The following is a 20536-nucleotide window of genomic DNA, read 5'->3' as shown; positions in this document are numbered from 1 at the left end:
AACCGGCATCATGGCCCCTACGTCGGATCTTCCGCAACTGCAGGTGCGCCATAAGGCGCTACTGACCATGGCCATCATGTCGGCCATGATCATGCAGGTGCTCGATACGACGATCACCAACGTGGCGCTGCCGCACATGCGCGCCTCGCTCGGTGCCAGTGACGAGACGATCAGCTGGGTGCTCACCAGCTACATCCTCGCCGCCGCCATCGCCATTCCCATCACCGGCTGGCTTGCGGACCGGATCGGGACGCGACGCCTGCTGCTGATTTCCGTCTTCGTCTTCGTGGTGGCCTCCGTGCTCTGCGGCATTGCGCAGAGCCTGACGGAAATGGTGCTGTTCCGCGCCCTGCAGGGTGTCGGCGGCGCCTTTGTCGGCCCGCTGGCACAGAGCCTGATGCTCGACATCAATCGCCCCTCCCAGCACGCCAAGGCAATGTCCGTCTATGGCATGGGCGTCATGATCGGCCCGATCATGGGGCCGGTGGTCGGCGGCTGGCTGACCGAGTGGATCGACTGGCGCTGGTGCTTCTTCGTCAACGTCCCTTTCGGCATCGTCTGCCTGGTCGGACTTTACGCTCTTCTCCCCGAGAAGGCGCTCCAGCGGCGGAACTTCGACCTGTTCGGCTTCGCGCTGATCGCCTTGGGTCTGGCGAGCCTCCAGCTCATGCTCGATCGCGGGCAACATGCCGACTGGTTCTCCTCGACGGAGATCTGGGTCGAGGCCGCTCTGGCCGTTAGCGGCCTGTGGATGTTCGCAGTCCACACGCTCACCGCCCGCAAACCGCTCTTCGCCCCTGCCCTCTTCGCAGATCGCAATTTCCTGAGCGCCGCTGCGTTCATGTTCATCATCGGGCTGGTGATGTTCGCCGCCATGGCGCTGCTCCCGCCGCTGCTCCAAGGCCTCTATGGCTATTCAGTGGTCGACACCGGCTGGATCCTGGCGACGCGCGGTGCCGGTCTGCTGGTCGCCATGGCCCTTTCCAGCCGCCTCACCAGCCTCATCGATCCGCGCGTGCTGATTGCCGGCGGCTTCTCGGTCACGGCCAGTTCTTTGTGGATGATGACCAGCTGGTCACTGGAGCAGAATTGGGTGCCGTTCGTGGTCACCGGCGTGGTTCAGGGGGCCGGCATCGGCATCGTATTCGTGCCCCTGCAGATGCTCGCCTTCGGCACCCTGCCACCCGGCGCCCGCACCGAGGGCGCCGCCGTGCTCAACCTTACCCGGAACATCGGCTCGTCGATCGGCATCGCGGTGGTTATGGCGCTGCTAGCGCGCAACAGTCAGGTCAGCCATGCCGATCTCACGCAGCATATCTCGTCGGCCAATCTCCCGGTGGATCCGAGCGAGTTGCAACGCTTCGGCAGCTTCGGCACGACCGTGCTCGCGACAATCGATGGCATCGTGAACCAGCAGGCGACGATGATCGCCTTCCTCGACGATTTCTACGCCATGGCCATCGTCAGCACGCTGATCATCCCGGCCGCCTTCTTCCTGCGCAAGCCCAAACGAGGGCCAGGATCGCCCCCGCCACCGCCGATCAGCGAGTGAGTGGGCTCCAGGCCCGGCGGACAGTCGCCGCCGGGCGTTGACAGGTATAAGGCTCAGCCCTTCTGCAGGTGCTTGCGGCCGAGCAGTTCGGCGATCTGCACCGCATTCAGCGCTGCGCCCTTGCGCAGATTATCCGAGACGCACCAGAGCGACAGGCCGTTCTCGACGGTCGAATCTTCGCGCACGCGGCTGACGAAGGTCGCATAATCGCCTACGCACTCGACCGGGGTGACGTATCCGCCGTCCTCATGTTTGTCGACGAGCATCACGCCCGGCGCCTCACGCAGGATCTTCTGCGCTTCCTTCGCGCTGATCTCGTCCTCGAACTCGATGTTCACGGCCTCGCTGTGGCCGACGAACACCGGCACGCGCACGCAGGTCGCGGTGACCTTGATCTTGGGATCGAGGATCTTCTTGGTCTCGACCACCATCTTCCACTCTTCCTTGGTGGAGCCATCGTCGAGAAACACGTCGATGTGGGGGATGACGTTGAAGGCGATCTGCTTGGTGAACTTCTTGGCCTCAGCGGAATCCCCGACGAAGATGTTGCGGCTCTGCTCGAACAGCTCGTCCATCCCCTCCTTGCCGGCACCGGACACGGACTGGTAGGTCGCCACGACCACGCGCTTGATCTTGGCGGCATCGTGCAGTGGCTTGAGCGCCACGACGAGCTGCGCGGTCGAGCAATTAGGGTTCGCGATGATGTTCTTGCGTCGGTAGCCCTCGATGGCCTCGGGATTCACTTCCGGCACGATCAGCGGAACATCGGGGTCCATGCGGTAGAGCGAGCTGTTGTCGATCACTACGCAGCCGGCCGCCGCAGCCTTGGGCGCATATTCCTTGGTCGGCCCGGAGCCGGCGGCGAACAGGGCCATGTCCCAGCCCTTGAAATCGAAATGCTCGATATTCTTCACCTTGAGCATCTTGCCGGTCTCGCCGAATTCGATCTCGTCGCCAGTCGACCGCGCGCTGGCAACGGCCGCGATCTCGTCGATGGGGAACTCCCGCTCGGCAAGGATGTTGAGCATTTCGCGACCGACGTTGCCGGTGGCGCCTACGACGACGACACGATATCCCACAGGGGCTTCTCCAGCGGTTGAATGAGGGGAACTGCGGGCCGGATACCGCAAAAGGGCCGCAGAGGCAAAAGCGCAATCTTGTGGCGGGTACTTGTGCCCCGCCGGTGAAGCGTCAGGGCTTTTCGAGTGGCGGCGCGCCGGTCAGCACGCGCATATCCTCGTCTTTCCACGGTGCCGGCAGGCTGCTCTGCGGGCAGTAACGCGCCTTGTTGGCCCAGCCGCTGTCCGATTGGGCCGCATAATTTTGCGCATCGGTCACGTCATAGGTCCGGGTGCTGGTGCGCACCTCCTGCCGGTTCGCGATGGCATCGCCTTCGCGGCATGTCTCGGTCACCCGATAGGTGGTGGGTCCGGTTTTCTCGATGGTGCCGAAGGTGCAACTGTAGCGCGCGCCGCTATAGCCATTTCGGCCGATCAGCGTGACCGTGGCTTTGGAGGCTGACTCACATGCCGTTTCATTGGACACGTAATAGCCCAGCCGCAAAGGCAGGCCACCGACGAGCACTTTGCCGGGTTCTGCGCTATTCGCCGCGCTATTGCCGGCGCTGTTCATCGCATTGGCTGCCTTGGCTTGCGATCCGACGTCGCCTTCCAGCACGTTGAGGCTGTTCGAGACGTCCTCCGAGAGATTTGACCCGGATTGGCCGCAGGCAGAAAGAAGCGCCAGTGCCGCCACCAGGGTCAATCGTCTCATCATGCCTCCTCCATCTCATCAGCTTCGATAGAGAATGGGCGTTGGGGGCCGCAGTGACAACCCCGAGCAGCTGCATTTTTCCGCGAAACATGGACTTCGCCGCCTCGCGCGCCTAAATGCGCGGCATGTCTGCCAACCCCGCCCTCCTCTCCTTCGCCAAGATGCACGGCCTCGGAAATGACTTCGTGGTCATCGATGCCCGCGAGCGACCGGTCGTCATGACCGAGCAGCTGGCGCGGGCCATTGCCGACCGTCGCACAGGGGTGGGATGCGATCAGCTGATCGTCGTCGGTGCCTCCGAGCGCGCCGATGTCTCCATGCGCATCTTCAACCAGGATGGCAGCGAGGTCGATGCGTGCGGCAATGCCACCCGCTGCGTGCCGCTGTTCGTGGGACGGGACGTGACCATCGAGACCAATGCCGGACTGCTGGAGGCGCATCGCCAGGGGAATCTGGTCAGCGTCGACATGGGCGAGGCGCGTACGGATTGGGCGCAGGTGCCGCTGGCTTATGCCATGGATACGCTCGCCATGCCGGTGAGCTGGGACGATCTGCCGGCGCCGTCCGCGGTGAGCATTGGCAACCCGCATGTGGTGTTCTTCGTCGATGCGCTGGATGATATCGACATGGCGCGCCTGGGGCCGCTCATCGAGCATGATCCGCTGTTCCCGGCCCGCGTGAACGTTAATTTCGCGCAGATGCTCGCGCCCGACCATATTCGGTTGGTGGTCTGGGAGCGCGGCGCGGGCTTCACCCAGGCCTGCGGGACCGGCGCCTGCGCGACGGCAGTCAGCGCGCTTCGCCGGGGGATCGCTCAAGGTCCGGTGCGCGTCAGCCTGCCGGGCGGCGACCTTCTCATCGATTGGGCGCCGGGTGGCCATATCAGCATGACCGGCCCGGCTGCCCATGTGTTCGACGGCACGCTCGATCCGGCTGAGTTCGCACCCGCCGCATGACCGGCCCCGAGGTCATCACGCTCGGCTGCCGGCTCAACATTGCCGAGAGTGAGGCCATTCGCCAGCAATTGGGCGAGCGGGACGATCTTGTCGTGGTGAACAGCTGCGCGGTCACCGGCGAGGCCGTCCGCCAGACCCGCCAGGCCATTCGCCGCGCCCACCGCGCCCGGCCGGAGGCGCGCATCGTGGTCACAGGCTGCGCGGCGCAGACCGACCCCGGAATGTTCGCTGCTATGCCGGAAGTGACTGCCGTCATCGGGAATGGCGAGAAAGCAGCCTTTGCAGAGCATCTCCGGACCTCTCCGTTCGTATCGAGCGAAGTCGAGATGCGGCCAAGCTCGTCCTCTGGTGTCTCGACTTCGCTCGACACGAACGGAGGGGAGATTCCATCGCCCGAGCGGGTCCGCGTCGCCGATATCATGACCCTCGAACATCAGGCGCCGCACCTTTTGGCCGCCTTTGCCGAGCGGGTCCGCGCCTTCGTCGTGGTGCAGAATGGCTGCGATCATCGGTGCACCTTCTGCATCATCCCCTTCGGCCGTGGACCGAGCCGGTCGGTGCCCGCCGGCGCCGTCGTGGATCAGGTCCGCGCGCTGGTCGATGAGGGCGTACAGGAAATCGTGCTCACCGGCGTCGACGTGACGAGCTATGGCCCGGACCTGCCCGGCACGCCCAGTCTCGGGCTGCTGGTCGAGCGCATCCTGCGCCATGTGCCCCATCTGCCCCGCCTGCGCCTCTCCTCGCTCGACGGCATCGAGATCGACGACCGGCTGTTCGACCTCATCTCCGGCGAACCGCGGCTCATGCCGCATGTCCATCTTTCGCTGCAGGCGGGCGATGACATGATCCTCAAGCGGATGAAGCGTCGGCACAGCCGTGCTCAGGCAGTCAATCTGGTCGAGCGCTTGCACGCGCGGCGCCCGGAGATCGCCATCGGCGCGGACATCATTGCCGGCTTCCCGACCGAAGACGATGCGATGTTCGAGAACAGCTTGGCGCTGGTCCGCGATTGCCGCATCGTTCACGGCCATATTTTCCCTTATTCTCCGCGTGACGCAACCCCGGCAGCGCGGATGCCCCAGCTCGACCGGGCCGTAATCCGCGAGCGCGCCGCGCGGCTTCGGGCCGCCTGTGACGCCGAACGGACGGTATGGCTTCGCGCCCTCGTCGGCTCCACCCAGAGCGTGCTGATCGAGACCAGCGGCCTCATGGGCCATGGCGAGAGCTTCGCACCGGTCCGCTTTGCTGCCCCCCAAAAGCCCGGTGAGATTGTCCGCGCCCGCATCACAGGGCTTGAGGGAAACACGCTCATCGCGCATGGAGCCGAGCATGGCTGAACTTTCCTGGCGCGATCGCCTTTTCGGCGGCTTCAAACGCACTTCCGACCGGCTCGGCGAGAGCATTTCCGGCGTCTTTGCCAAGGCGGCGCTGGATGAGCAGACGCTCGATGAGCTGGAGGAAGCGCTCTACACGACCGATCTTGGCCCGGCGATGGCCGCGCGCATCCGTGACCGGCTGGCCGAGGGGCGCTTCAACAAGGAGCTGACCGAGGAATATCTGCGTGAGATTCTCGCCGAGGAAATCGAGAAAGTGCTGATCCCGGTGGCCAGGCCCATCGAGATCGAGGCCTTCCCGCGCCCGCAGGTCATCCTTGTCATCGGCGTCAACGGCTCGGGCAAGACGACGACCATCGCCAAGCTTGCGCATCTGTTCCAGGAGCAGGATTACAGCGTGATGCTGGCGGCCGGCGACACCTTCCGCGCGGCAGCCATCGGCCAGTTGCGCATCTGGGCCGAGCGGTTGGGCGTGCCCATCGTCACCGGGCCGGAAGGCGGCGATGCGGCAGGCGTGGTGTTCGACGCGGTCAAGCAAGCCACCGCGCACGGCACGGACATCCTCATCGTCGATACCGCTGGGCGGTTGCAGAACCGCACGGAGTTGATGGACGAGCTGGCCAAGATCCGCCGCGTGCTGGGGCGCCTTAATCCCGCCGCGCCGCACGATGTCGTGCTCGTGCTCGACGCGACGACCGGCCAGAATGCGCTGTCGCAGATCGAGATTTTCCAGAATGTCGCCAATGTCACTGGGCTGGTGATGACCAAGCTGGATGGCACGGCGCGCGGCGGCGTTCTGGTCGCGGCGGCCGAGAAATTCGGCCTGCCCATTCACGCCATCGGCGTAGGCGAGAAGATCGACGATCTGCGCCCCTTCGACCCCGGCGAACTCGCCCACGCCATTGCAGGAGCGGCTTATGCACGCTGACGACAAAGCCCGGCCCCGCGTCGATGCGACCATCGATTCCGCGCCGATCGCACCCGGCCCGAAGGGCGAAAGCTGGCTGCCGATGGCACTTGATTTCGGGCCGTTGCTCGTCTTCTTCCTTGCCACCAAGTTCATCGGCATGTTTGCCGGCACTGCCGCCTTCATGGCCGCGATTGCGGTGGCCGTGGTGGTCAGCAAATGGCGGCTGGGCAAGGTGTCGCCGATGCTCTGGCTCTCGGCGATCCTGGTTCTCTTCTTCGGCGCCCTGACGCTGTATTTCCATGATCCGGCCTTCATCCAGCTCAAGCCGACGATCATTTACGGCTTCTTCGCGCTGATGCTGATCGGCGGCTGGATGGGCGGCCGCCCGTTGCTGCGCTACCTGCTGCAGTCGGCCTATAGCGGGCTGGATGAAACGGGGTGGCTCAAGCTCTCGCGCAACTGGGGCTTCTTCTTCGCGGCGCTCGGCGTGGCGAATGAACTGATGCGGATGTCGCTCGATTTCGATACCTGGCTGCTGGTCAAGGTTTGGGGTGTCACCGCTGCCTCGATGCTCTTCGCCATGGCCAATGTCCCCATGCTCATGAAGCACGGTCTGGAGCTAGGCGACAAGCAGAGCGGCCCAACAGCCTAAGACAAGCGCGCTATAAGAATTGGTGTCGGCCGACGAATTTTAGCAATATTCTTCAAGGCTTAAGAAACGACCTTGCGCGTCGCGCGTTAATTTGTCACGTCAAAGAGAGGGAAGTCCGGAAAGTGACCGCAACGACGTTGGCAATGTCTCCCAAATTTTTGTTCCTTCAACAGTTCATCCGCCATCCGCGGATGGTAGGATCGGTGATCCCCACGTCCGACATCGCTATCCACGCCCTGCTCGATCCGGTCGACTGGCAGGATGTGCGTTGCGTCGTCGAATATGGGCCGGGCACCGGCGTGTTCACCCGGCGTATTCTTGAGCGGCTTGGGCCGGACGCGCGGCTGATCGCCATCGACACCAATCCCATGTTCGTGAGCCATCTGCGCCAGCATATTGCGGACCCGAGGCTCATCTGCGTGGAGGGATCGGCCGCCGACGTGGAAGCCATTCTCATGCGCGAGGGCTTCGAGGCGGCGGATTACATCATCTCCGGCCTGCCCTTTTCCACCCTGCCCCCCGCTGTCGCCGACGACATCGCGGCCGCGACGGCCCGCGCGATCCGTCCGGGCGGCCAGTTTCTCGTCTATCAATATTCGCGCTTCGTGCTCTCGCGCCTTGAGAGCAATTTCGCGAATGTCGCGCAGGGCATGGTATGGCGATGCATCCCCCCTGCCCGCCTGTTTTGGGCCCGGAAAGGCGACGAGGCCGGCGCAGCGCTCAGCGACGCCGAAAGTTTAGCCGTCGCGTAACGGTATAGTCGGCCACGCCGACCAGAAGATAATCGATCCACCAGCGAAACCGACTGAACGGACTGGCGAGCGCCGCATAAGTGCGGCCGTCGATGACCGTGCTGTCCTTCGCCATCGTGTCGACCAGCGCACGGGCGGCGCGGGCAAATTCGGCATCCTCGATGCGCAGCATCAGCTCCAGATTGAGGAACAGGCTGCGCATATCGAAATTTGCTGATCCCACGTAGACGATGTCATCAATGACGATCAGCTTCATGTGCAGCTTCTGCGGCTGATACTCCAGGATTCGCACCCCGGCCCGCAGCAGCCGTCGATAAAGGTGCCGGGCAGCACCGACCGTGGTCGTGTTGTCGGATCGCTCCGGCGTGATGAGCCGGGCACTCCCGCGCTGGGCGATGCCGGCTATGCGGCGCATAATGCCGGGGCTCGGGGAGAAATAGGCCGCGACCAGATCGAGCGTGCGGCCATGGTGCAAATCTGTCTTCACGCACTTGGCCCAGCTGTTGAGAAAGCGCGTCGGTCCCCCGATCAGCCAGCGCGCCTTTCCTTCGCCGGGCTGCCATGTGCGAACCAACCGCCGCAACTGGCTGAACCGCTGCCGGCTCTCCAGGCTCCACTTCGCCAATCCCTCATACCATCGGGCGAGATCTTCGACGAGCAGTCCTTCCAGCGCGAGGCCGAGGTCGCACCAGCCATCCGCATCCTCGGGACCGGCGAAGTAGCTGTTCTCGCAATTGAACCCGCCGATCATCGCCCGGCGACCGTCGCAGATCACGATCTTCTGATGATTGCGGATCAGGTAGCGCATCGATCGGCGTGCACCAAACCGCGCGAAACGCCCGCCAGCACCGATGAAGGCATCGAAGAACCCATCGGGCGTCCGCGCCGATCCGAACGCGTCGATCATCAGTGTGACAGCGGCGCCGCGCTTGCAGGCCTCGACCAGAGCGTCACGGATCAGCCTGCTGCAGTCGTCCGCCGCGAAAATATAAAAATAGAGGTCGAGTGTCTCGCGCGCGTTGCCAATCAGATCGAGCAGCGTATCGAGCCGATCCTGCCCGCCGGGCAGCAACCTGAGCTTGTTACCGGCCACCTCGTGCAGGCGATCATCCTGCACGCGCGGTGCCAGCGTAGAGACGTTGCCTGTCATGCCCCCCTCATGCGTCAACCACCCTGCCTTGCCAATCATCACGCGCGCATCCCACCCTTTCAATGCCGGATGGACACTATTGTTTCCATGATCGCAGCGCCGCGAGCCTCCCATCGCCCCTGCGATTTTCTTGACTTTCGCTCCCTCGACTGTTAGCCGACAGCCTTTCCCGCATTCTCCTTAATCTGCTCAGGAGCCAAGCATGGCGCGCGTTACTGTCGAAGATTGCATCGACAAGGTTCCCAACCGGTTCGACCTCGTTCTCCTGGCGGCGCAGCGCGCCCGGACCATCTCCGGTGGCGCCGAACTGACCGTTGATCGGGATCGCGACAAGAACCCGGTCGTGGCTCTGCGCGAGATCGCCGAAGAGACGATCATGCCGGACGACCTCAAGCATGATCTCGTCGGTTCGATGCAGAAGATGCAGATCGACGACGACGACACGCCGGACGAAATCGGCTCGATCGCACGCTCTGCCGAGGCGCTGCGCCTCACCGCTGCGACGCCCCCGCGCTCGCACAGCCTGGGTGCCGATTACGACGGCTAAGCCCTGAGAACATCAGATCGAAAGGCGGTTTCGGCACAAGTCGAAGCCGCCTTTTTTGATGCGGCTAGGGACTGAATTCGGCGTCAATCGTGCCTTGCCGCCACCGGACGCGGCGCGCGGGGTGCTGGCCTGTGGCGCAAATCGCTGGTTTGCAGCACGCCGCCTGTAAGAAAGGGGTCGACAATGGTTTCGATCCGCGCGGAGCGACCAGACCGGATCGCGATGTTGTAGAAACTGTTGGCGACGACATCGGCAATCTGCACCCCCGCCGAGCGCCTGCTGTCGATCATCTGCGCGCTGCCGCATCGCGCGAGCCTTTTGGCAATGTCGTGCCGCACGGATTCCAGCACCAGCGTGTCGTAACGACCCGCGTCGATGAAGACCTGCAGACAATCCTCCTCCGCGTCCGGTCGCCATTCGTCCACCAGCTGCGTGAGCAGCGCGACATAGACGTCGAGGTCTTCGGGACGGTGACCGGCGTCTTGCGGGTCGGCGCGGATGATGCAGATCTTGGCCCGGGCACCGAACCGGTCGAGCAGTTCGAAGAAGAAGGCGCGTTCGACCAGACCGATCCGGCTGCCCTTGAGCTCGCCGCGCAAACCCACAACCGCACGAAACCGCGCCAGCAACCGGTCGGCGGCATCCGCCTCGATCTCGACGCCAGCCATGATCATGGCGCCCGCGGGAAGACTGCCGCTTTCGTCGATATAGATGGGCATCCGTCCTCCCGTGCCGCTTCTTGTAATAGCCGCCTGCTGAAATGAATGTCGCCGCAAAGCCCGTGGGCTCGCGGCGACAATCAGTCTTTCGTGTCCACCCTCATGAGGGTCAGACGTTTTGCGGCGTCGGATCGCTGATCGGGCCTTTGCGCTTGCCCGTCTTGGGGATCGACGTGCCGGTCACCGGGACGGGAGAGGGCCGGATCTTCTCACCACTCGGACGGACGAGTTCGCCCTTGTCGATCAAAGTCTTGATCTCGTCGCCCGAGAGTGTTTCAAACTCCAGCAGCGCATTGGCCAGCAGGTGAAGCTGGTCGAGATGATCGCTCAGCACCGTCTTGGCCCGATCATAACCGGACTCGACGACCTTACGGATTTCCGCGTCGATCTTCTGCGCGGTTTCATTGGACATGTGCACGCGCTGGCTTTGCGAGTAGCCGAGGAAGGTCTCGCCCTGCGGCTCCTCATATTGCAGCGGCCCCAGCTCGTCGGACATGCCCCATTGAGTGACCATGTCGCGCGCGAGCCGCGTGGCGTACTGGATGTCGCCGGAGGCACCGGACGACACCTTCTCGTGGCCGAAGATCACTTCCTCAGCCACTCGCCCGCCCATGGCGACCGCCAGATTGGCGTGCATCTTGTCGCGGTGATAGCTGTAGCTGTCCCGCTCCGGCAGACGCATCACCATGCCCAGCGCGCGGCCGCGCGGGATAATGGTGGCCTTGTGGATCGGATCGGACGCCGGCTCGTGGATCGCGACGATGGCATGACCAGCCTCATGATAGGCCGTCATCTTCTTCTCGTCCTCGGTCATGACCATGGAGCGCCGCTCGGAGCCCATCATCACCTTGTCCTTGGCCGCCTCGAACTCGGCGCTGGCCACGAGACGCTTGCCACGCCGCGCGGCCATCAGCGCCGCCTCGTTGACGAGATTGGCGAGATCGGCACCGGAGAAGCCGGGCGTACCACGCGCGATCGTGCGCGCATCGACGTCAGGCGCCAGTGGCACCTTAGCCATATGGACTTCGAGTATCTTGATGCGCCCCTCGATATCCGGGCGCGGCACGACGACCTGACGGTCGAAACGACCCGGACGCAGCAGCGCCGGATCGAGCACGTCAGGCCGGTTGGTCGCGGCGATGATGATGATGCCTTCGTTGGATTCAAAGCCATCCATCTCGACCAGCAGCTGGTTCAGCGTCTGCTCGCGCTCGTCATTGCCATTGCCCAGGCCCGCACCACGATGGCGACCGACGGCGTCGATTTCGTCGATAAAGACGATGCAGGGCGCATTCTTCTTGGCCTGCTCGAACATGTCGCGCACGCGGCTTGCGCCGACGCCGACAAACATTTCGACGAAGTCAGAGCCCGAAATGGTGAAGAACGGCACGCCCGCCTCGCCCGCGATGGCGCGGGCGAGCAGCGTCTTGCCCGTGCCCGGCGAGCCGACCAGCAGCGCGCCCTTGGGGATCTTCCCGCCCAGTCGCGCAAACTTGCTCGGGTCCTTGAGGAACTCGACGATCTCCTGAAGCTCCTCACGGGCTTCATCGATGCCGGCCACGTCGTCGAACGTCACCCGGCCCTGCTTCTCGGTGAGCAGCTTGGCCTTGGACTTGCCAAAGCCCATCGCGCCGCCGGCGCCGCCACCCTTCTGCATCTGGCGCAGAACGAAAAAGGCGATGCCGAGGATCAGGATGAACGGCAGCGACTGGTAGAGCAGGATCATCCAGAAGTTCGGCTGTTCCTCGGGCTGCCCGCTATATTTGACCTTATGCTCGTCCAGCAGCGCCGTGAGCTGCGGGTCCGGCACGGCGTAGGTGACGAAACGCTGATCGTTCTTGAGCACGCCACTGATCCGGTCCGGACCGATCGCCACTTCCTTCACCGCATCGGCCGAAACCCGGTCGCGGAAATCGGAATAGGCAATCGCGGTGCCGTTGTTGCTCATGCCCTTGCTGTCGAACACCGTCACGAACATCAGCAGCGCAAGAAACACGCCCGCCAATATGAGGGCGCTCTTGATCCATGGATTGCCTTGCGGCTCTTTGTTATCGTTCATCAACCACTCGCTTTCGCGGTCCAAAATAGGACTTCCTGCCCGGAACACAATGCCCGGAACGGCTTTGGGCTCAGCACGACCTGCGCGGCGGTGCCCGCCGCATCGTCCATCGCGCCCCTCCGGTGACTAGGCAGTCTGCCAAGGTGACGGTCTTACCATCGAAAAGTTGAACAAGCGCTTGATCCAGCGATGGCCCGCGCGGTTTTTCTGCCTGCGGATTGAGATGGGCAACCATGCGCAAGATCAGGCGGCGAAGGAGCTCCGGCGGCAGGTCCGTTCGGGTGAGGTCGGCGCGATCCTCGGCCAGCACAAGGTGCTCGGCGGCGAGCCGGTCCAGCATCCACGCGATGGCGTCCTCCGCTTCGCCCAGCGCTTCCAGCGCGCGGTTCATGCCACCGGGGTCGATGAGATCGCAGCCAGTCAGGGCCTGCCGAACTCTTACGCGGTCGAACCGCTGGTTCTCGTTGCTCGGATCGTCGATGAACGGGACGTTTTCGCTCTGGCACCACGCGCGCAGATCAGCGCGGCGCTCATGGAGCAGCGGCCGCAACAACGTCCCGCGTCGGGCCCGGATGGCTGAGAGTCCCGCCACCCCCGCCCCGCGATTGAGCCGCAGGACCAGCGTTTCAAGCTGATCGTCCGCCTGATGCGCCGTCATCAGCCAGTCGAGGCCCCGCGCCTGCTGCCAGTCCTCCAACAGGGCATAGCGCGCCGCACGTGCCGCCGCCTGAAGATTGCCGTCAAGGGACCGCGCGACGGTCAAAGTCGCGTGCGGTACGCCCTCCCTTTGGCACCAGCGCGCGACCATGGCTGCTTCCGCGGCGGAATCGGCTCGCAATCGGTGATCGACTGTCGCCGCCTCAACCTGCCCGGGCCAGCAACGCGCAGCCAGCGAGAGCAGCGCCATGCTGTCCGCTCCGCCCGAGACTGCGATGCCAACGCGCTCGGATGCCTCGAGGGGGCGCCCAAGCAGATGGTGAACCGCCTGGAGCAGACGCTGCGCGAGCGTGTCAGCCACTACATTTGGCGCGGGTCCGGCCCTTGGTCATCATGTCGCGCACGCTGGCCGGCATGTTGGCGCCGAACACCTCGTTCAACTCATCATAGGCGAGGCACGCGTCCTTCAGCCGGTTGAGCTGGATGAGCGACTCACCCACCCAGGCAAGGCTCTCGGCCGCGCGGTCGCCAGCCGGGCGTTGCCGGTAGTTTTCGTAGAAGATCTTGGCTGCAGCCGCCGGCTTCTTGTCATCGAGAAACGCACGGCCGAGCAGATTATGGGCACGGCTGGCGACCGGGTCCTTGCCATATTTGTCGACGGTCTGCTGCAGTTGCACCTGCGCCTCGGGATAGAATTTCGCGGTCCACAGCCGGAAGCCATAGGTGTAGCTATCCAGTGCGGCATTACCCGTGCTGGGGCGCTCGACCGCTGCCACCGCTTCGGTCCGGGCGACGAGAGACGGCTGTGCGGCCGGACGCGGGGTTGCCGCCGGAGCAGCTTGCGTAGTGCGATCGGGGAGCGGCGCGCTGGGCGGGCCGAAGGGACTGGCCGGATCGACCGCCGGAGCAGCCTGTGCGGCGCTCATCGCCTTGAAATTCTCTTCCAGCTGACGGAGCCGGTGCTCATTCTCCTCGACCTGACCCGTGAGGCGAGCGAGCTGCGCCTCGACGGCGTTGATTCGCGCCGTCAGATCGGCAATCGGCGTCGTCGCGGGCGCGCCGGCTGCGACACCGGGCGTCGGCGCAGGCGGCGTGACTTCCGGCGCCATGATCTGGCCCGCCCCGCCGGGGAACACCTTGCGCTGCACGGCCCGCATTTCCTGCTCGAGCCGATCGACGCGGCCTTCCACCGTGCGCTGGGCGCTTGCCGGGGCACTGAAGAGCAGCGGCAGGCCGGCGCCGGCAAGGAGCAAGGCGCGGACAATCCCGCCGCCGGTCCGTTTACTGGTCATCTCGTGGGGGGAAAGCTCTGCTGCCATGGTGAAATTCCTGATATGCTCAAATCATGTTGGCCGGTGGCGGAGGCGCAATGAGCGCTACCCCATCCGTTGGCGAGGCCGTGCCTGGTAGCATCAACCCGCCGGCGGTGCATCACCATTGCTAGTCTGCGATGCCGCCGGATCGGTGTCTGTGGGCTGAACGCGGCGCTCAAGCAAAGCCGCAGCCGTCAGCGGAACATCCGATATCGTCCGCTCGGCAGTCCCGAGTGGCGGGATAGCCTGCCCGCCAACAGTCACCGCCAGCGCATCCGGGCGTCCGGTGAGGATCATCGGGTCCTGCGCCTCGGCCGGGACGGTGAAGCTCTTGTCTTTCTCCAGCGTCCCTTCGAAGAGACGCTTTCCGTCCGGCTGATAGATGCGCAACCAAACCTCGTTCACCGCAGTCAGGACCACCGGGCCATTGGGACGCGCCTGCGCCGGGTTCTGCGCGGGCGCCGCCGATTTGTTGCGCGGGTCGGCGATGCGCGGCTCGGTTCGCTGTTCGATCGCAAGCTGGTCGTCGGTCGGCGGCGTGATGTACTGGGTCCGCCAAATCGCGTAACCGCCCGCAAACAACAGCGCGATGACGGCGGCGGCGATTACCAGATAGCGCGGTGGAACGCTGCTGGGATCGACCGGCTCCTCAATCTCATAAGGGTCCTGCTCGACGCCCATTTCCGCGATTTCTTCACGCACCTTGCTGACAAGGGCATGTTCGTCGATGCCGACCGCGCGGGCATAAGCGCGCGAGAAACCTGCGCAATAGGTCGTTCCGGGAAGGGCCTGATAGTCACCGGCTTCCAGCGCGGTGAGATGGCGCAAGGTAATCCGCGTGCGGTTCGCCACATCATCGAGCGACATGCCCGCAGCCTCACGTGCCTGCCGCATCTGCGCCGATGCACTCAGTCCGCTGCGCGCGACGGTCTCATTTTCGTTCGCATCTTCGCGCATTGAGGCCTTTTTCCGTCTATTTTCGGTCTTTTTGCCAGTTCCTTTGTTTCATCAGTCGCTATGCGGTGTCAACGCGCGAATTCGCTGGCGCGGCACCGCACAGGCTCTCAACCGAGATCGACGCCGTTATCGTCGGCCCACTGCGAGAGTGGCTCGCGAAGGTTGGCAACCCCGCCCTTCAGCAAATCGACCGTGACTTGCGACAAGGCCGTGAGATCCACCGAACGGACCATCGCCTTGACCGGGCCGATCGAGGCCGGCGTGATGGAAAGGCGCCGAATGCCAAGGCCGAGCAGGGCCATGGCTTCCAGCGTCCGCCCGCCCATTTCGCCACAGACCCCCACCGGCACCCCATGTTCGGAGCAGGTCCGCGTGACGCGTGCGAGAAAGCGAAGGATCGCAACGCTCAGCCAATCGTAACGCTCAGCCAGTTTGGGGTTGGCGCGGTCGGCAGCGAACAGGAACTGGGTGAGATCGTTGGTGCCGATGGAGAGAAAGTCCAGGTCCGGCAGCACGAAGTCGAGCGCCTCGGCGAGCGCCGGCACTTCCAGCATCGCGCCATATTTGACGCTCTTCGGCAGCTTTCGGCCTCGCTTGGCAAGCCAGTCCTTCTGCTCGCGAAACAGCGTCATCGCTTGCGTCAGTTCCCATGGCTCGGAGATCATCGGGAACATGACATGCAAGGTCCGCCCGGCCGCAGCCTCCAGCAATGCCCGCGCCTGCGCCTTCATCAGGCCATCGCGCTCCAGCGCGAGGCGAACCGCCCGCCAGCCCATGGCGGGGTTTTCCTCATCGTCGGAATCGCTCTTGCGCAGATAAGGCAGGGCCTTGTCCCCGCCGATATCGACCGTGCGGAAAATGACCGGACGGCTGCCCGCCGCGTCGAGCACTTCCTTGTAGAGCCGCTGCTGGCGCTCGCGCTGCGGCAGGGTCGCCGAGACGAGAAACTGGAACTCGGTGCGGAACAGGCCGATGCCATCGGCGCCCGTCACATCCAGCGCGGCGACATCGTCGCGCAGGCCGGCATTCACCATCAGCTCGATGCGCTGGCCATCCTTTGTCTCCGCCGGCAGATCGCGCTGGCCGGCATAGGCCGCGCGCCGCTTCTGCGTGAGCGCAAGGCCGCTCTCGAACGCCTCGTCCATCGGCTCGGAGGGGCGGATGTAAAGGCGGTTCTGGTTGACATCGAGCAGCAGCAGATCGCCCTCGTTGATCAGCGCCCGGGTGTTCTTGACCCGGCCCAGCACCGGCACCCCCATGGCCCGCGCCACAATGGTGACGTGCGCGGTCAGCGAGCCTTCTTCCAGCACGACGCCCTTCAACCGCCGCCGGTCATATTCCAGCAGTTCCGCGGGCCCGAGATTGCGGGCGATCAGGATCGTGTCCTGCCGCAGCCCCAGTTGCGCCGCCGTGCCGAGCTGCCCGGCCACGATGCGCAGCAGGCGATTGGAGAGATCCTCCAGATCGTGCATCCGGTCCTGCAGCAGCGGATCGTCGATCTGCCGCATCCGCATCCGGGTGCGTTGCTGCACCCGCTCGATTGCCGCCTCGGCGGTAAGGCCGGAGTCGATCGCTTCGTTGATCCGCCGCGACCAGCCTTCATCATAGGCGAACATCTTGTAGGTCTCGAGCACCTCCTTGTGCTCGCCGTCCATGCCGAACTCGGCCTGCCCCGCCATGCGCTCGATCTGCTCGCGCATCTTGGCGAACGCCGAATACACGCGCTGGCGCTCGACCTCGACATCCTCGGCGACGGTATGCTCGATGGTCACGCGCGGCTGATGGAACACCGCGTGACCGCGCGCCATGCCCATCACGAGTTGCAAGCCCGAGAGGATGCTCGCGCCCGTTTCGAGCGGGCGATCTTCGCCGGGATTTTCATCGACCAGATTGGCGTTGTTGATCAGCTCGGCGAGCACCATCGCCACCGTCTGCAGCGCCTCGATCTCGACTTCCTCATAGCCGCGCGGGTCGAGATGCTGGACGCACAGCGCGCCAATCGCATTTTCGCGGCGGACGATCGGCACCCCGGCGAAGCTGTGGAAGCGCTCCTCGCCCGTTTCCGGCCGATAGGCGAAGTCGGGATGGCCGGAGGCTTCCTCAAGGTTGAGCGTCTCGACATTATGAGCAATCGTGCCGACAAGGCCCTCGCCGGGCGCCAGGCGCGTGACGTGAACGGCCTCCTGTTTGAGGCCGCGCGTCGCGAACAGCTCCAGCATGCCATCGCGCAGCAAGTAAATCGAGCAGACCTCGCTCGAAAGCTCCTGTCCGACAATCTCGACGACCTTGTTGAGTTTCACCTGCGTCTGCGTACGCGCCGCCATCACCTCATGGAGGCGAGAGAGAATTCTGCGCGCGGCCGTGGCCGCACTGCTCGATGGGGATTCCGGGCGCCGCGTTTGATCCATGCGTTCCTGCTATCAGAAACTGCCGCCGGGAACCAACCTCGTCTCGATCTTTCCGGGCGAGAAACCCGGCAAAGACGATGACGGAATGGCGAGCAGCAGAGGAAGAAAGCCAGTCGGAAAAGAAGGAGACGCGGCAGACACGCAAGCAGGCGTTGAAACGCGCAACAACGCGCCCCTTATGCACCTGTCATTTGACCGGCCCTTCAGCACGGCACCTCTCCCGACGTCTTGTTCTTTTCGGCGGTCGCACCAGTCGGCGCGTTCGCACCGCTGTAAACGGAACGCCGTGATATCGCTACCCGTTAACCAATGACCGACAGGCTGGCTGCGAGAGCAGCGCCGTGATCAGCCGACCCGGCGGGTCAACGCGGCCCGCGCCTCGGCCATCAGGGTCGTGATGATCTCGGCGACGGGTTCTTCCTTCGTCACCATGCCCACGGACTGGCCGGCCATCAGCGAGCCATTTTCGATGTCGCCATCGATCACCGCCCGGCGCAGGGCACCGGCCCAATAATGCTCGATCTGCAGCTGCGCCTCACCCATGTCGACCTTGCGGTCGTCGAGCAGTTGCGCGACTTCACGCTGCTTGGCGGTGAAGGCGTCGGTTCCGGCGTTGCGCAGGGCGCGCACGGGAATCACCGGCAGCCGCGAATCGATCTGCACGCTGGCAATGGCATCGCGCGCCGAGGCCCGGAAGAACGCCTTCTTGAAGTTGGCATGGGCGATGCTCTCGCTGGCGCAGGCAAAGCGGGTGCCCAGCTGAACGCCGGCCGCACCCATGTCGAGATAAGCAGCGATCGCCTCGCCATGGCCGATGCCGCCGGCAACGAAGACCGGCAGCTCGCTTGCCATCACCGGGAGGATTTCCTGCGCGAGCACACTGGTCGCCACGGGGCCGATGTGGCCGCCCGCTTCCATACCCTCGATCACCAGCGCATCGACACCCGACCGGTGCAGCTTCTTGGCCAGCGACAAGGCTGGGGCGAAGCAGATCACCTTGGCGCCGCTGGCCTTGATCGCCTCGATGCTCCCCTTGGGCGGCAGGCCGCCGGCCAGCACGATATGCGTCACCGAATGGCGGGCGCAGACTGCGATCAAATCGAACAGCTGCGGGTGCATGGTGATGAGGTTCACGCCAAAGGGCTTGTCCGTCATCGCCTGGGTCGCCGCGATCTCGGTATCGAGCAGATCCGGGGTCATCGCGCCGCACGCGATCAGGCCGAAGCCGCCGGCATTGCTGACAGCGGACACCAGATGCCGCTCGGACACCCAGCTCATCGCGCCACAGATGATCGCGGTCTCGCTGCCGAGAAATGCGGTGCCGCGGGCCATGAGGGAAGAAAGACGGTCGGTCATCACGATACCCAATCTGACCTTCCCACCGGGAAGTGACGGCAAAGAGGAGATCAGCGGCCGACCGAATGCCGGCACGCTGCCTCGGAGCCTCTCCCCAATGGAAGCGGCTCCAAATTGATCAAGCGGGCGCCTGCTCCGCGTCGAGACCGTAGGCGGTGTGGAGCACGCGGACGGCCAATTCGGTCTCGTCCTCGTCGATCAGCACCGAGACCTTGATCTCGCTGGTGGAGATCGCCTCGATATTGATGCCGCGCTCGGCCAGCGTCTTGAACATCGTCGCCGCAACGCCGGCATGGCTGCGCATGCCCACACCCACAACGCTGATCTTGGCGACCTGATCGTCGGTGATGATGCGACGGAAGCCGATCTCGTCCTGCAGCTTCTCCAGAATGTCCACGCTGCGCGCGAGGTCGGTGCGGGGGACAGTGAAGGTCACGTCCGTCTCGGCATTGTCCTTGCTGTCATTCTGGATGATCATGTCGACATTGATGCTCGCATCGGCCAGCGGGCCGAAGATGCTGGCAACCGCACCGGGCTTGTCCGGCACGCGCGTGACGATGATCTTGGCTTCGTTCTTGTCATGAGCGATGCCGGTGATGAGCTGCCGTTCCATGTCGCTTTCCTCAATTTCTGCTTCGCTGACGATCATCGTGCCGGGTTCGGGATCGTCCCCTGGCGCGTCGAAGGACGAGAGCACCTGCACGCGCACCTTCTCCTTCATCGCCAGCGCGACGGACCGCGTCTGCAGCACTTTCGAGCCGACACTCGCCAGCTCCAGCATTTCCTCATAGGTGACCTTGTCGAGCTTGCGCGCCCGGCTGACGATGCGCGGATCGGTCGTGTAGACGCCATCGACATCTGTATAGATATCGCACCGATCGGCCTGCACGGCGGCCGCGACCGCCACGGCGGAGGTATCAGACCCGCCACGACCCAGGGTCGAGACCCGGCCGCTCTCCATCTGCCCCTGAAAGCCCGGAATGACCGCGACCTGCCCGGCGGTCATCGCCGCCAGCAGGCCTTCGGTCTCGACCGTGTCGATCCGCGCCTTGCTGTGTGCCTCGCTCGTGCGGATCGGCAACTGCCAGCCCAGCCAGCTGCGCGCATCGACGCCCAGCGCTTTGAGCGTCATCGCCAGCAACCCGGACGTCACCTGCTCGCCTGACGCGACAACCACGTCATATTCGGCGGGGTCGTAAAGTGGGCTGGCTTCCTTGCAAAAGTTGACCAGGCGATCGGTCTCGCCGGCCATCGCGGAGACGACGACCGCGACCTCGTTGCCCAGGCCAACCTCATGCTTCACCCGAAGCGCAACGTTGCGGATTCGCTCCATGCCGGCCATCGACGTGCCGCCAAATTTCATCACAATACGCGCCATGGACTTGCCGCGGACCTTTCTTGGACTATCAAGGGGGCATGAAATGCCGACGGATCGGTATTC

18 protein-coding genes are annotated in these 20536 nt (G+C 64.3%); 7 read left to right on the top strand and 11 right to left on the bottom strand.

The features are described 5' to 3' along the window. The first annotated feature begins 10 nt into the window (after nt 1–10). Nucleotides 11–1552 (top strand): DHA2 family efflux MFS transporter permease subunit, encoded by a 1542-nt coding sequence (locus M2343_RS04355; RefSeq protein ID WP_264575723.1) that lies wholly within the window; start codon nt 11–13, stop codon nt 1550–1552. Between the two features lie 53 nt (nt 1553–1605). On the opposite strand, the gene M2343_RS04350 is transcribed toward M2343_RS04355, so the two are convergent. After that, the gene (locus tag M2343_RS04350; protein ID WP_264575722.1) at nt 1606–2631 is read right to left on the bottom strand and encodes an aspartate-semialdehyde dehydrogenase; all 1026 of its coding nucleotides are present in this window, start codon (nt 2629–2631) and stop codon (nt 1606–1608) included. A 112-nt stretch (nt 2632–2743) separates the two neighbouring features. Next, entirely contained in the window at nt 2744–3328 is a 585-nt protein-coding gene (locus M2343_RS04345; protein ID WP_264575721.1) for a hypothetical protein, read from the bottom strand. Between the two features lie 122 nt (nt 3329–3450). Between M2343_RS04345 and dapF the strand changes: the two genes are divergently transcribed. From dapF to M2343_RS04320, 5 genes are all read left to right on the top strand, one after another. After that, nucleotides 3451–4281 (top strand): diaminopimelate epimerase, encoded by an 831-nt coding sequence (dapF, locus tag M2343_RS04340; RefSeq protein WP_264575720.1) that lies wholly within the window; start codon nt 3451–3453, stop codon nt 4279–4281. Further along, a complete protein-coding gene (mtaB, locus tag M2343_RS04335) occupies nt 4278–5618 on the top strand; it encodes a tRNA (N(6)-L-threonylcarbamoyladenosine(37)-C(2))-methylthiotransferase MtaB (protein ID WP_264575719.1) in 1341 nt (446 codons plus the stop codon). Before dapF ends, mtaB begins: the two co-directional genes overlap by 4 nt. After that, nucleotides 5611–6543 (top strand): signal recognition particle-docking protein FtsY, encoded by a 933-nt coding sequence (gene ftsY / locus M2343_RS04330; protein ID WP_264575718.1) that lies wholly within the window; start codon nt 5611–5613, stop codon nt 6541–6543. Before mtaB ends, ftsY begins: the two co-directional genes overlap by 8 nt. After that, complete coding sequence (locus M2343_RS04325) at nt 6533–7177, top strand: inner membrane-spanning protein YciB (protein WP_413715131.1); 645 nt, start codon at nt 6533–6535, stop codon at nt 7175–7177. Before ftsY ends, M2343_RS04325 begins: the two co-directional genes overlap by 11 nt. 203 nt (nt 7178–7380) lie before the next feature. Next, nucleotides 7381–7929, top strand: a complete 549-nt coding sequence (locus M2343_RS04320; RefSeq protein ID WP_264575717.1) for a class I SAM-dependent methyltransferase — start codon at nt 7381–7383, stop codon at nt 7927–7929. Here M2343_RS04320 and M2343_RS04315 read toward each other — a convergent pair. After that, on the bottom strand, nt 7898–9079 hold the full coding sequence (locus M2343_RS04315; protein ID WP_264575716.1) for a phospholipase D-like domain-containing protein: 1182 nt from the start codon (nt 9077–9079) through the stop codon (nt 7898–7900). The genes M2343_RS04320 and M2343_RS04315 overlap by 32 nt on opposite strands. A 202-nt stretch (nt 9080–9281) precedes the next feature. On the opposite strand from M2343_RS04315, the gene rpoZ reads away from it, so the two are divergent. Continuing rightward, nucleotides 9282–9626, top strand: a complete 345-nt coding sequence (rpoZ, locus tag M2343_RS04310) for a DNA-directed RNA polymerase subunit omega (RefSeq protein ID WP_181559744.1) — start codon at nt 9282–9284, stop codon at nt 9624–9626. 83 nt (nt 9627–9709) lie between these two features. Here the strand turns inward: rpoZ and M2343_RS04305 are convergent, their stop codons facing one another. The 8 genes from M2343_RS04305 to M2343_RS04270 form a co-directional block, all read right to left on the bottom strand. After that, on the bottom strand, nt 9710–10345 hold the full coding sequence (locus M2343_RS04305; protein ID WP_264575715.1) for a DUF3800 domain-containing protein: 636 nt from the start codon (nt 10343–10345) through the stop codon (nt 9710–9712). A gap of 109 nt (nt 10346–10454) precedes the next feature. Next, nucleotides 10455–12404: an ATP-dependent zinc metalloprotease FtsH gene (ftsH, locus tag M2343_RS04300; RefSeq protein ID WP_181559746.1), complete on the bottom strand. Its 1950-nt coding sequence runs from the start codon at nt 12402–12404 to the stop codon at nt 10455–10457. A gap of 70 nt (nt 12405–12474) precedes the next feature. Next, nucleotides 12475–13422 (bottom strand): tRNA lysidine(34) synthetase TilS, encoded by a 948-nt coding sequence (tilS, locus tag M2343_RS04295; protein WP_264575714.1) that lies wholly within the window; start codon nt 13420–13422, stop codon nt 12475–12477. Beyond that, complete coding sequence (locus M2343_RS04290; RefSeq protein ID WP_413716003.1) at nt 13415–14380, bottom strand: hypothetical protein; 966 nt, start codon at nt 14378–14380, stop codon at nt 13415–13417. The genes tilS and M2343_RS04290 overlap by 8 nt, the downstream gene beginning before the upstream one ends. 93 nt (nt 14381–14473) lie before the next feature. Then, nucleotides 14474–15331, bottom strand: coding sequence for a helix-turn-helix domain-containing protein (locus M2343_RS04285; RefSeq protein ID WP_264575713.1), 858 nt, complete (start codon nt 15329–15331; stop codon nt 14474–14476). 107 nt (nt 15332–15438) lie between these two features. Further along, entirely contained in the window at nt 15439–17739 is a 2301-nt protein-coding gene (gene ptsP / locus M2343_RS04280; protein ID WP_264575712.1) for a phosphoenolpyruvate--protein phosphotransferase, read from the bottom strand. Between the two features lie 345 nt (nt 17740–18084). Further along, nucleotides 18085–19095 carry an NAD(P)H-dependent flavin oxidoreductase gene (locus tag M2343_RS04275; protein WP_264575711.1) on the bottom strand — a complete coding sequence of 337 codons (1011 nt, stop codon included), beginning with the start codon at nt 19093–19095 and terminating at the stop codon, nt 18085–18087. 118 nt (nt 19096–19213) lie between these two features. After that, on the bottom strand, nt 19214–20473 hold the full coding sequence (locus M2343_RS04270) for an aspartate kinase (protein ID WP_264575710.1): 1260 nt from the start codon (nt 20471–20473) through the stop codon (nt 19214–19216). Between the last annotated feature and the right edge of the window lie 63 nt (nt 20474–20536).

The organism is Sphingobium sp. B8D3B (assembly GCF_025961875.1).
In the GTDB taxonomy this organism is placed as follows: domain Bacteria; phylum Pseudomonadota; class Alphaproteobacteria; order Sphingomonadales; family Sphingomonadaceae; genus Sphingobium.
The sequence above is the reverse complement of the archived record's forward strand: the minus strand, read 5'-3'. Positions and strand labels throughout refer to the sequence as shown.